Annotated in this window: 12 protein-coding genes and 1 pseudogene; 9 read left to right on the plus strand and 4 right to left on the minus strand. The window is 68.0% G+C overall.

What is annotated here, in order from left to right:
• Nucleotides 1-160 precede the first annotated feature (160 nt).
• From LR394_RS35390 to LR394_RS35405, 4 genes are read left to right on the plus strand one after another with little or no spacing between them, the layout of a single operon-like run.
• The gene (locus LR394_RS35390; protein WP_231449046.1) at nt 161-1,189 is read left to right on the plus strand and encodes an aliphatic sulfonate ABC transporter substrate-binding protein; all 1,029 of its coding nucleotides are present in this window, start codon (nt 161-163) and stop codon (nt 1,187-1,189) included.
• Nucleotides 1,186-2,037 (plus strand): ABC transporter permease, encoded by an 852-nt coding sequence (locus LR394_RS35395; RefSeq protein ID WP_231449047.1) that lies wholly within the window; start codon nt 1,186-1,188, stop codon nt 2,035-2,037. Before LR394_RS35390 ends, LR394_RS35395 begins: the two co-directional genes overlap by 4 nt.
• The gene (locus LR394_RS35400; protein WP_231449048.1) at nt 2,034-2,825 is read left to right on the plus strand and encodes an ABC transporter ATP-binding protein; all 792 of its coding nucleotides are present in this window, start codon (nt 2,034-2,036) and stop codon (nt 2,823-2,825) included. Before LR394_RS35395 ends, LR394_RS35400 begins: the two co-directional genes overlap by 4 nt.
• Nucleotides 2,822-4,117: an NAD(P)/FAD-dependent oxidoreductase gene (locus LR394_RS35405; protein ID WP_231449049.1), complete on the plus strand. Its 1,296-nt coding sequence runs from the start codon at nt 2,822-2,824 to the stop codon at nt 4,115-4,117. The genes LR394_RS35400 and LR394_RS35405 overlap by 4 nt, the downstream gene beginning before the upstream one ends.
• A 42-nt stretch (nt 4,118-4,159) precedes the next feature.
• Here the strand turns inward: LR394_RS35405 and LR394_RS35410 are convergent, their stop codons facing one another.
• Nucleotides 4,160-4,882 (minus strand): alpha/beta hydrolase, encoded by a 723-nt coding sequence (locus LR394_RS35410; protein WP_269330296.1) that lies wholly within the window; start codon nt 4,880-4,882, stop codon nt 4,160-4,162.
• Between the two features lie 62 nt (nt 4,883-4,944).
• Between LR394_RS35410 and LR394_RS35415 the strand changes: the two genes are divergently transcribed.
• Nucleotides 4,945-6,975 (plus strand): AAA family ATPase, encoded by a 2,031-nt coding sequence (locus LR394_RS35415; protein WP_231449051.1) that lies wholly within the window; start codon nt 4,945-4,947, stop codon nt 6,973-6,975.
• Nucleotides 6,976-7,013: 38 nt separating this feature from the next.
• A complete protein-coding gene (locus LR394_RS43430; RefSeq protein ID WP_231449052.1) occupies nt 7,014-7,592 on the plus strand; it encodes a helix-turn-helix transcriptional regulator in 579 nt (192 codons plus the stop codon).
• Between the two features lie 186 nt (nt 7,593-7,778).
• On the opposite strand, the gene LR394_RS43435 is transcribed toward LR394_RS43430, so the two are convergent.
• The 3 genes from LR394_RS43435 to LR394_RS35430 all read right to left on the minus strand — a co-directional run bounded on the left by LR394_RS43435 (nt 7,779) and on the right by LR394_RS35430 (nt 8,943).
• Nucleotides 7,779-8,132, minus strand: coding sequence for an IclR family transcriptional regulator domain-containing protein (locus LR394_RS43435; RefSeq protein ID WP_231449053.1), 354 nt, complete (start codon nt 8,130-8,132; stop codon nt 7,779-7,781).
• 64 nt (nt 8,133-8,196) lie between these two features.
• On the minus strand, nt 8,197-8,277 hold the full coding sequence (locus LR394_RS43825) for a hypothetical protein (RefSeq protein ID WP_407937186.1): 81 nt from the start codon (nt 8,275-8,277) through the stop codon (nt 8,197-8,199).
• 102 nt (nt 8,278-8,379) lie between these two features.
• Complete coding sequence (locus LR394_RS35430) at nt 8,380-8,943, minus strand: TetR/AcrR family transcriptional regulator (protein WP_231449054.1); 564 nt, start codon at nt 8,941-8,943, stop codon at nt 8,380-8,382.
• Between the two features lie 265 nt (nt 8,944-9,208).
• Here LR394_RS35430 and LR394_RS35435 point away from each other — a divergent pair, with 265 nt between their 5' ends.
• The 3 genes and pseudogenes from LR394_RS35435 to LR394_RS35445 form a co-directional block, all read left to right on the plus strand.
• A complete protein-coding gene (locus tag LR394_RS35435; RefSeq protein ID WP_269330297.1) occupies nt 9,209-9,997 on the plus strand; it encodes an SDR family NAD(P)-dependent oxidoreductase in 789 nt (262 codons plus the stop codon).
• A 400-nt stretch (nt 9,998-10,397) separates the two neighbouring features.
• Nucleotides 10,398-11,600, plus strand: coding sequence for an MFS transporter (locus LR394_RS35440; protein WP_407937187.1), 1,203 nt, complete (start codon nt 10,398-10,400; stop codon nt 11,598-11,600).
• 114 nt (nt 11,601-11,714) lie between these two features.
• Nucleotides 11,715-12,030: pseudogene (locus tag LR394_RS35445) on the plus strand (transposase); the annotation flags it as partial.

Here is a 12,030-nt window from a genome sequence, read left to right on the forward strand (position 1 = left end):
CCCCGATCTTGTTTCTGGTTCATTTCGCGAGGTTACGGCGGGGAAACCGTTCGGCGCTGTGGGCGGACCCCGGTGGGATCACGGATACGGCTGCCACCGACGGCGGCATAGCGTTCCCGCATTCACCGGACTGAGCAGGTCAATGCAGGAACGGAGCACCATGGGGCGTCCACGTACCGCTGTCACGGCAGCCATGATTCTCACCTTCTCGGCGCTCGCCGCCTGTGGCGGCGGCAGCGGTAGTGGCGTCTCCGGCGGCAGCGAGATCAATGTTGCACAGTCAGAGGCGCCCGCCGATGCGGTCGAACTGAGCATCGCGATCAATCCCTGGATCGGCTACGGCCCGTGGTACGTGGCCCAGGCCAAGGGTTTCGACCACGAGAACGGCATCGATCTGAAGTTCGTCAACTTCGTCGACAACAAGGACCTCTACGCGGCGGTGGCCTCCGGACGGCTGGACTCCACCCACGCTCTGGTCAGCACCGCGCTGCGCTTCCAGGCCACCGAGGTGCCGCTGAAGGTGGCTCTCTTCCAGGACATCTCGACCAAGGCCGATGCGCTCATCGGGGCCGAGGGAATCGGGTCGGTGGCGGACCTGCGCGGCAAGAAGGTCGCCTTCGAAGAGGGCGGCGGACACGAGATGCTGCTACGGCTGGCGCTCGAAAAAGCGGGCCTGAGCATCGAGGACGTGGATGCGGTCCCGCTGGCCGCGGACAAGGCTGGAGCGGCCCTGATCTCAGGCCAGGTCGATGCCGCGGTGACCTACGAGCCGTACATCTCCCAGACCCTGAAGGAGAGCGCCGGAGCCAGCGTTGTGACCAGTGCCGGGGACTTCCCGGGCATCATCTCCGACGTCTGGGAGGTGTCGGAGAAGTTCGCCGAGGAGAACCCTGAGGCGGTCACCGGCGCGCTGGCGGCCTGGAACAAGGGTGTGGAGTTCTTCCGGACGAACCAGGACGAAGCAATCAAGATCGTCGCCGAGGTCGCCGAGGTCACCCCGGAAGAACTGGCCGAGACCTACGGTGGGGTGGAGCTGTACAACACGCAGGAGTCGCTGGAGTACCTGAAGTCGGACTTCCAGCCGCTGGCCGAAAACATTCTGGGCATCATGAAGGAACAGGACAGCATCGAAGGTGATGCCGACCCGGCCACGCTGGTCGACACGTCCTATCTCGAGGGCGTCAAATGACCTCGGCCCCCGAGATCACCGCACGTCCTTCGACCGCGGACGCTGCGGTGCCCACCCGCGGTCGTCGGCCGGGCCTGTACCGGGAGATCAGCCGGGGCGCCTACGCCGTCATCGCGGTCTGCGGCATGGTGGTGCTGCTGCTGGCCTGGTGGGCCTACGCGAAGTTCGGTAACACCAACCCCCTGTTCCTGCCCACCCCCGACCGGGTAGCCCGTCGATTCGTTGACTACGCAGGCGGAGACCTGCTGACCGATGCGGCCGCCAGCTTCAACCGGGTGACAATCGGGTTCCTGCTCTCCAGCGCGATGGCAGTCCCACTGGGCCTGCTGGTCGGTACCGTGCGTCCGGCCGAGGCCGCGATCGAGCCCACCATGGGCTTCATCCGGTACATGCCGGCCGTCGCCTTCGTCCCGCTCACGATCATCTGGATCGGCGTGGGCGAGGAGCAGAAGTGGCTGGTGATCTGGATCGGCACCTTCTTCACCCAGGTCCTGATGGTGATGGATAACGTCAAACGCGTTCGCCGTGAATTGGTGGACGTCGGCTACACCCTGGGCCTGAGTGATGTGTCCGTGCTGTGGCGGATCGTCGTACCCGCCGCCTCACCGGCGATCTGGGACACCCTGCGGATCACCCTCGGCTGGGCCTGGACGTGGCTGGTCCTGGCCGAGGTGGTCGCCGCCGATGACGGGCTGGGCCACCGGGTCACCCTGGCCCAGCGCTACCTGCAGACCGACACCATCTTCGTCGCGCTCATCGTCATCGGCCTGATCGGCCTGGTGATGGACCAGGCTATGAAGGTCCTGGGCCGCAGACTGTTCCGCTGGGCGGAAAGGGGCAACGCATGAGCGCGGACAAGCTGGTCGTGCGCAATCTGTCCAAGGAGTTCCGGGTCGGCCGCGAGAGCGTCCTGGCCGTGGACGACGTCTCGTTCAGCATCGCCGAGAACGAGTTCGTCTCCGTGGTCGGTCCCAGTGGCTGCGGCAAGAGCACCCTGCTGACCGTGGCAGCGGGCCTGGGCGATCCCACCGGAGGCAGCATTCTGGTGGACGGCGAGGTGATCCGCGGGCCGGGTCGCGACCGTGGAGTCGTCTTCCAGTCCTACTCACTGTTCCCCTGGCTGACGGTGCGCGCCAACATCGAGTTCGCCCTCAGAGGCGAGAAGATCGGCCGGGTCGAACGTCGGCTCAGGGCTCTGGAACAGCTCGATGTCGTCGGGCTGGGCAATTTCGCCGATGCCTATCCCTCGCAGCTCTCGGGCGGGATGCGCCAGCGCGTGGCGATCGCCAGGGCGCTGTCCTACCGGCCCAGCGTGCTGCTGATGGACGAGCCGTTCGGGGCGCTGGATGCGCTGAACCGGCGCACCATGCAGGAGCTTCTGACCAAGGTCTGGGAAGACCACCGGCTGACGGTCCTTTTCATCACCCACGACATCGACGAGGCGGTCTTCCTGTCTGACCGGGTGCTGGTGATGAGCGCCCGCCCGGGCCGGATCGTGCAGGACGTCCCGATCCGGCTGGAACGCCCCCGGCGGGTCGAGATGCAGACGAGCGAGGAGTTCCTGGAATTGAAGCAGCACCTGCTGAAGTCGGTCACCAGTACCGATCCGGCGCTCGCGGCGGGAGGCCGGCGGTGAACGGCGACGTGGTGGTGATCGGAGGAGGTGTCGCCGGGATCACGATCGCCTATGAACTGGCCCGGCACGGCGCCTCGGTGACCGTTCTGGAACGCCGGGAAGGAGTGGCCGAGGAGTGCTCCTCGGGTAACGCCGGGATGGTGGCCTCCACCCACGCCATGCCCCTGGCCAGTCCCGGGGCCCTGCGCGAGGGCCTGCGGTACATGTGGCGCCCGGACAGCCCGTTCTACCTGCGTCCTCGGGCCCAGATGGTGCCGTGGCTGCTGCGGTACGGAAAGGCCAGCACCCCCGGCCGGGCCCGGGCCGCCGGAAAGCTGCTGACCGAACTCACCCAGATGGGCCTGGACTGGCACCGCAAGGTGCACGCCGACGGGCTGGAGACCGGCCTGCGGACCCGCGGGCACCTGGACGCCTATGAGAGCCAGGGGAGCCTGGAGGCGGGCCGGGCCGAGATCGAGCAGCGTCACGCCCGGGGGCTGCCCGGTGAGCTGCTGAACCCCGAGGAACTGCTCGAGCTGGAACCCTCGCTCTCGCCCTCCCTGGCCGGTGGAGCCCTGTACTCCGACCAGGCCTGGCTGGACCCGGAGATCTTCATCCGGTCCCTGGCCAAGGCCGCGACCGCGCTGGGCGTGAAGATCCGCAACCGGGTCGAGGTGCTGGACCTGGAACGCCGGGGTGGGCGGGTGGTGGCCGCCCGCACTACGGCCGGCCGGATCAGCGGCGACACCTTCGTGATCGCCGCCGGGGTCTGGAGCCAGACGCTGGCCCGGGCCACCGGCCTCTACCTGCCGGTGGAGGGTGGCAAGGGCTACCACGTGGAGATGCCGGACTCGGCGGCCTCACCGCAGATGCCGGTCTACATGGCCGACTCCCGGGTCGTGGCCACGCCACTGCCCGGGCGACTGCGACTGTCCGGCACCTTCGAACTGGACGGCCTGGACGAGCGGGTGGATCCGGTCCGGATCCGGGCCATCACGGCGGCGGGCGTCCGCGTCCTGCCCGGACTTCGTGGCGTGGAACCGACCGGCCTGTGGCGCGGCCTGCGTCCCTGCGCACCGGACGGGCTGCCCCTGGTCGGCCCGATCCGGGAGGTGCCGAACCTGCTGGTGGCCACCGGCCACGGTATCGGCGGGATCACCACCGGCCCGGTGACCGCGCAGCTGATCGGTGAGGTGATCCGGGGGGAGCAGCCCAGCCTGCCGATGGAGCTGATGCGCCCGGACCGGTTCCGGTCGCTGGTGTCCTGGCCGCGGCGCGAGCGCGCCGTGATGGGCGAGGCAGTAGCTGGCTGAACCGAACGGTGAGGGCGCTCGGCCGAGCGCCCTCACCGTTCGTCATGCGGCCGGCGTCCGCTCGGAGCGCCGCACGGCCAGTTCCTCCAGCCTGTCGGCAAGCTCCTCGGGGCACGCAAGCGCAGGTGAATGACCGGACGCGATCGTGACGGGCTCGACGCCCAGGCGCTCCTCGGCGATACGCTGCTGCCACGCGGGGGCCAGCACACGATCACGTGAGCACACAACGTAGTCGGAGGTCACGTGAGGCCAGGCGTCCAACGGCGACTTCTCCTCGAGCGTCGTGGGAGTCTGCAACCGCAACTGGGCAAGCGCCGCGTCCGTGGGGCCCGCCGGGCAGTCGTGGAAGAAGTGGTGCCGGGCGACCTCATGGTCCATCTCCAGCAGACCGTCCGCGCGGGTCGTCCAGGTGAAGCCGGCGACCTCAGCGCCGGCATCGGCCTCGAAGTCCTCGCTAACGCTGAGCCCGGGCACCGGCAGCAGCGCGGCCACGAAGATCATGTGCAGGACAGGAAGGTGCTGAGCCACCATCGGAATGGTGAGACCACCGGCCGAGTGCCCGACGAGCACGATTTCCTGGCCGTCTGGAGAGCCGATGGCCTCAAGAACAGCCTGGGCGTTGGCGGCGGCGCCGTGACCGGGCCGGTCGGAAGGCAGCTGCGGGGTCACCACCCGGTGACCGCGTTCCTGGAGCACCGGCACCAGGCTGGACCACGCCCAGCTGCCGTGCCAGTGCCCGTGGACCAGAACAAATGTGAAGGCCATGGCGTCATGGTGGGCAACCGCCGCAGCGCGGACCACGGTGATTCCACCGGGATCGGAGAGCTGTGACGAACGCCCAGGAGTTCGGGTCCTGGCTCCGGGACGGGCTCGCCCAGCTGGTCCTGACCGGTGCGACCGGGTCGGGCCGCACCCGGGTGTTGGGCGAACTCGCCGAGGCGATGCGGACTCAGGGCTGGCGAGTGACCGAACTACGCCCCTCAGCCGACGATGCCCGGGACCAGCTGGCGGTGGCCCGGGCCCTGGGAGCGGACCTGACACCGGGAGAGCTCGGGGACAGCGCCCTCGTCGAGGCCCTCGCCCGGTCCTGGACGGGTTCGTCCGGCGAGCCTCACCTGGTCTGCATCGACGATCTCGACCGGCTCGATGCGTTCAGCCTGCGCGCTGTCGCCGCGGCTTGCCGACGAACCTCGGCGCGGGTGGCGATGACGACAATCAGTGAGCAAGGGCTGGTCGACGGCCTGCCTGAGGCACACTTCCACCAGCTCGCCGGCTGGCCGCCCGCGCAGATTCACGATGTGATCCGCCGCACGGCCGCCCAGGGGCCGATCCCTGAGGTTCTGGATCGGCTGACCCTGTTGGCCGACGGCAACCCGGGGGCAGCACAGGCGCTCACTCAGAGTCAATCGCCGGCTCAGCTGCTGGGCTTCGAGCCCATGCTGCCGGTCGGCTTCGGTGTGCCACTCAAGGTCCGCTTCACTTCCCGCATCAACCCGGAACTGCGCCCCGCCGCGATGCTGCTGGCCTGCGGCTCCGGGACACCACCGGCGGTGCTCGAACGGGCCGGGGCCGAACTGGGTGTGCGGGACACCCAACTCGACGCGCTGGAGCAGGCAGGACTGGCCGAGAACCGGCGGGGCGGCCTGCGGCTGCGCCCGGCCGGACTGGGGTTCGCGCTCGAAGCGGTCTCCAGTACCGGTGAGCGGCGGCGCACGCACACCGCGCTAGCCCGGGCTTTCACCGGGACCGACCAGGGCCGCGCGCTCTGGCATCGTGCCCAAGCAGCGGGGGAACCTGACACGGGCCTAGCCGATCACCTGGAGACCCTGGGGGAGAGTTCCCCTCGAATGGGCGGCTGGAGCATGACTTCGCTGCTGCTGCAGCGGTCCTCAGAGCTGACCGCAGACACGGGCGAACGAGGGCGCAGGCTGGCCCTGGCCGCCGAGGCCGCGTGGCTGGAGGGCACTCCCGCCCGCGCGCTGCGGTTGCTGGCCGAGGCCGAGGACCTTTCGGCCGACCTGGATCTGAAGCTCCGGGTTGCCTACGTGCGAGGCAGCATCGAACTGGCCGCCGGTGCAGAGGACCGCGCGCTGCGGGTGATGACCGATGCGGTGCCGGCTGCCCTGGAACGTCTTCCGCTGTTTGAGAGCACGGCTCTGCTGATGCGCGCGTGCGATGCCGCCGTTGCGGCAGGGGATGTCGTGGCCGCTGTCTCACTGGGCCGGCAGGCCCAGGGAAGGCTGGCGGACGCGGGTGATGCGGCGGCTTCGGTGCGGCTGCAGTTGGTGGCAGGAACCGCCAAGGTGCTGGCGGAGGACCTGGACGCCGGGCTCGCCCTGGTCGAAGACGCTCTGGCTGCCTGTTCAGAGCAGAGGGACCAGAGCCACTCGCTGGTCGGGATCCGGGCCTCGCTGATCGCCGGGGACACCGGGGCCCTGGTCTGGTACGCCGATCAGGCGGCAGACCGGCTCCGCGAGAGTGGCAATCGGGGAATGATGCCGTTCGTCACGGCCCGCCGGGCCCTGGCCGACGTACTCCTAGGGCGCCTGCGCAGCGCGGTGGACATCACGGTGTCCGGTATCGAAGAGTCGGCCCTGCTGGGCCAGGAGAACGCCAGGGCCGAGCACCTGGCGGTACGAGCACTGGCCCACGCCCGGGCCGGCGAGGCTTTAGAGGCGGGAAAAGCCGCTGAGCTGGCTCTGCGGCTGGCCTGCGACTACGGCCTGGCCTGGCCTGGCCTGGGGCGATCGCGGTCTGGGCGCTGGGCGAACTCGAACTGGGAGCCGGGAACCCGGAGCGGGCACTGGAGCGCCTCACCCTGCTGTGGCACGGAAACCGGTACGAGCGTCATCCGCTGATCGCCACCTTCGCGGCGGCCGAGCTTGTGGAGGCCGCGGTGCGGGCCGGGCGCCGGCAGGAGGGCGATGTCGCTCTGCAACGGCTCATCGCCTGGGCCCGTGCGACCGGAAGCCCTGCGGCCGCCGGGCTGGTCGAACGATGCACAGCACTGCGTTCGGACGATGCCGCGGACACCGCGGAGTCCTTCCAGCACGCGCTGGCCCTGCACCGGGAGGCTGAGCGTCCCTTCGACGAGGCGCGCACAGCCCTGGCCTACGGTGCCTGGCTACGTCGCGAACGCCGGAAGTCCGAGTGCCGTACTCACCTTCGGCTGGCTCATGAGAGGTTCGAAAGCGTAGGGGCCGAGGCATGGCAGTCGAACGCGGCCCAGGAGATGCGGGCCAGCGGCGACAACGTCCGACGGCAGGACGCGCTGACTACCGGAGTGCATCTGACCGCGCAGGAGCTGACCATCGCCGGGATGGTGGCGGACGGCGAGTCCAACCGGCAGGTCGCGGAAAAGCTCTCGCTCAGCGTGCGGACTGTCGAGTACCACCTGCGCAACGTGTTCCTGAAACTTGGGATACGTAACCGCACCGAGCTGGCGGTGAATCGCCAACTGCTGGAGAACGCCTAGTAGCCAGGGTTGTTGAGGGAGGTGGCCAGGGATCTGGCCGCTCTTAGTCCGCCTCGGTGAGCAGCTCCGGCTCAGCGCCCGTCGTGGCCACTCGGGCGATGCCGATGGCCGCGACCGCCCGGTCCCCGGTCAGCAGCACCGGTGCGGCTGAACACTCGATTCCATCGGTGGTTGAACGCTCTTCGGTCACGTACCCCGGGGCCGGGCATCGTCTAGGAGAGGGAGCCGGTCTGCCAGCGAGGAAACCGTGACCTCCGTGCGCCGGGAGCACCCGTACCCGCGGTACATCGACATCAGGGTGTCGGCGTCCGGGTAAGACAACGAGGAACGCCCAACCGCGGTCAGGTGGGCGGGCAGGCGGGTGCCGACGTCGGTCACCAGCCGGATGCCCGAACCACGCGGTTCGCGCTTGTCCAGATAGATGACGTCGTGACCCTGCAGAACCGCCAGGTGACTGGTGTGCCCGGTGCGGGTGGTCAGCTCGGCCGGGTGCTGCTGGGCGGCGTGCTGCAGGTGGCCGCTGCGGCTGGAGGGCGGCACCGATCTCGAAAGCGGCCACTCCCAGTGTCCACATCCGGACGTCCGGCCAGTAGACCACGTACCTCTAGCCCCTCATCACTTTGAGCAGATGGTGCGTGCTGCTCTTGGACAGTTCCAGCTCTGCCGAGATGGCGGCGGTGGTGATCGGGCCTCCCGCGTCGAGCCGCTCGGTTGCAGAGCGGGCACTTCAGACAGCGGGACCGGGGACCAGATGATTGGGTATGCCAGGGGCGTGGCCCAGTTGGCGCTACCGAAGGATGGAGGGCTCGGGAATGAGCCTGTAGACCGCCTGGCGGATGCGCTCGATGTCGAACGGCTCCGTGGAGATGTGGCTGTGCAGGACCAGTCCCTCCTGGAGCGCATCGATGGTGGCGACCAGTTCGGCTGGGAAATGCCGCTCCAGCGAACCGCGAGACCTGTTCATCCATCCCTGGATCAGCTCGCGATACCGCACATCGCGCACGGCCAGGGCGTACAACTCCGCGGAGAGGATCATGTCGCGTCCGTACCCCTCTCCATGCGTGACGATCAGTTGCACGACCCGCTCGCGTGGATCTTCGCCCTCGGGGAGCTCGGCGAGGATCCGGTCGAAGCGGGCCCACTGATCATCGGCCAGGCGCTGGAACGCCGCGAGCAGCATGTCGTCGCGTGTGGGGAAGTGGTACGTCATGGAGCCCAGGGGAACGTCGGCGGCCGCCGCCACTGTGCGGTAGGTCGCCCCCGGAGCTCCGTGCTGGGCGATCAGGTCGAGGGCAGCCTCGATGATGCGCTCACGGCGGTGGGGGTCTGAACGCCGCACTCGGCCAGTCACACGTCTCCTCTCCCAAGTGCGCAGGAAGTCTTCGGTGGGGCCGTCCCGGCGGGTACCGGCCAGAGTCTGCCCTCACATCGAAGCTATCAGAACGTGCGTGTAGTAAATATAAGAACGTGCGTGTATGTTTCGTGGCGGAGCCAGCCGGGGACGGCCCGTCGGCCGAAATGTCTGGCTCGCACATGCGTGTCGGGCGTCTGCCTGACGTCGCTGGCGGCGGGTCCAGCGGTGAACACGGAGTTCGGAAGGGTCATGTCCTGTGGGTATGCAGACGGCTACCACCACGAATCGGTACGGCTTCGGCGGGAAGACCGTGCTGGTCACCGGGGCCGGCAGCGGAATGGGCCGGGCTATCGCTCGGGGCTTCCTGGCCAACGGTGCTCGGGTCGTCGTCACGGGCCGCCGCCCAGAACCGCTGGGGGAGACGGTTCGTTCAGCGCAGCCCGGGCGTGCGCTCGTGGTGCCCGGTGACGTGGCCGATCGTGACCATATCCGGGAGGCGCTCGAGAAGGCCGAAGATCACTTCGGAGGCCTGGACGTGGTGGTGAGCAATGCCGGCGCGATCGTTGCCGGCGACATCGTTGACTTGCAGGAGAGCGCCTGGGAACGGATGAGATCCACCAATCTCGATGCCTTCTACCGGCTTTCGTCAATGTCCTTGCCGATGCTGGCCCGTCGTGGGGGCAACCTCGTTGCGGTCGCCTCGGTCTCTGGGCTGAACGGTGACTGGGGGCAGGCCGCCTACAACGCCACGAAGCACGCTGTTGTCGGCTTCGTGCGATCGCTGGCCCTGGACTGGGGAAGCCGTGGCGTGCGGGTGAACGCCATCGCCCCTTCGTTCACGCTCACCGGGATGACTGCTCCCGTCGGCACCCCGGCCATGCAGTTGCAGCCGTTCAACAACCGCATCGCACTCAGACGGCCCGGCCGTCCGGAGGATGTCGTTGGCGCCACGCTCTTCTTGGCCAGCAGCGATGCGCAGTACATCACCGGTGCTGTGGTCCCTGTTGATGGTGGTACCGGTGCCTCCACCGGTCAGCCTCATCTGGAATAGCTCTGTAGCGGCCGCGCCTTCGAGGCATGGTCAGCCCGCACGAAGGCCGCACGAGGGCCGCTCGGGTCGGCACGGGGCTTGCCGGATTGCGTTGCTGGCCGGGTCTGTCACGCGCGCTGATGACGAAAAGGTCCGCAGGCGGTAGTTCGTGTTTGTCACGACGGTCTTCTGCTGCCTGGGAAGGCTCTCGAGATTCGGGACGGGCACCGCTGCAGATCGGTGCAATGCCATGCAGCCCGACATGGAACCGGCCCCGCGGCCGCGTGCACGGGGCCGGTCCGGGCGCGCGTGGACAGGCCGGGATCCGAAGTCAGGGGCTTGTCTTGCTTTGGGGTCCGCCGTGTGACGGCGGGCATGTTCTGCACGTCATGATCAATCGATGGGTTCAGTGGGCCACGTGATGACTTCTACTCTTCAGCAGCGGCGCCTGGCGCTGTTCGTTCTGTTTTTCATTCCTGGATTGTCTATTTCGTCATGGGTGACGCGGACGCCGGCGATCCGGGATCTGCTCGGCGCATCGACGGCGCAGATGGGCCTGGTCCTTTTCGGCCTGTCGATCGGTTCGATGGCCGGGATCTTGTCCTCAGGCCTGCTGGTCAGGCACTACGGCGTACGCCTCGTCATTCTGCTGGGCACACTCTCGATCGTGGCCAGCATGCCAACGGTGGGGCTGGGCGGGGTCCTGTCGAGTCCTGTGCTGACGGCCTTCGGCCTGTTCCTGTTCGGTCTGGGGATGGGAGGAGGAGAGATCGCGATGAACATCGAAGGCGCTGACCTGGAGCAGCGTCTGGACAAGCCCGTCATGCCCTCGCTGCACGGCTGCTTCAGCCTGGGAACGGTCATCGGTGCGTCCGCAGGTATCGCGTTCACCGCCTGGGACTTCCCCGTTGCCTGGCACCTGCTCCTCGTCGGAGCCCTGGCACTCCTGGCCTTGACTGTCTCCATCGGTCATGTGCCCACTGACGTGGGCAAGGGCGATGCTCAAGCAGCCGAGACAGGTTCTTCGACAACATCTGTGGCAGAACCCATCTGGAAGGACCGGCGGCTTCTGCTGATCGGGTTGATCGTGATGGCGATGGCGCTGGCCGAGGGAACCGCGAACGACTGGCTTCCCTTGGTGATGGTCGATGGTCACGGATTCGCACCGGCGCTCGGATCCTCGATCTATGCCGTGTTCGCGGCATCCATGACCATCGGCCGATTCGCCGGCGGGGGTCTGATCGCACGCTACGGCAGGTCGGCGATTCTGAGGTCCAGCGCGATCTCAGCAACGATCGGTCTGGGCTTCGTGATCTTCAGCGACAGTCAGATCCTGGCTGCTGCAGCCGTGGTGCTGTGGGGTCTTGGAGCCTCTCTGGGGTTCCCCGTGGTGATTTCGGCAGCCGGAGACTCAGGTGAAAACTCAGCGGCCAGAGTCTCACTGGTGGCAACGCTCGGTTACGTGGCCTTCCTCGTAGGGCCTCCGCTGCTGGGCTACCTGGGAGATCACTACGGGCTGCGCCAGGCGCTCATCGTTCCTATGGTCTTGACCGCCCTCGCCGTCTTCCTGTCCCCGGCAGTACGGGAAAGCGCCCTCCGATCAGGGCATCCCGCTCAACCGTGAGGTGAGACTGGCGGTGAGGGCGACGCGCCGACACGCTGTGAGAAGGCGGCGCCCGTCGGCGCGGTGAACCGCCCCGGCATGTCGGGAGGCTCCTCTTCTTGAGAGGATGGAGTCATGGGGGAACGTCGCAAGGGGCAGTATCCGGACGAGCTTCGCGAACGTGCGGTGCGTATGGTGCAGGAGTCGTCGGAGCAGTATCCGTCGCAGTGGGCCGCGATCAACTCGGTCGCCGGAAAGCTGGGCATCGGATCGGGTGAGACCCTGCGCAAGTGGGTCCGTGAGGCCGAGGCCACTGAGGCTGCCGGGAAGAACCGCAAGGTGGTGTCGGCGGATGATTCCCCGGAGGTCAAGCGCCTGCGCCGTGAGAACGCAGAACTCAGGCGCGCCAACGAGATCCTCAAGGCTGCAGCGGGTTTCTTCGCGGCCGAGT

It is taken from the genome of Kineosporia babensis, from assembly GCF_021129305.1.
Classification (GTDB): Bacteria; Actinomycetota; Actinomycetes; order Actinomycetales; family Kineosporiaceae; genus Kineosporia; species Kineosporia babensis.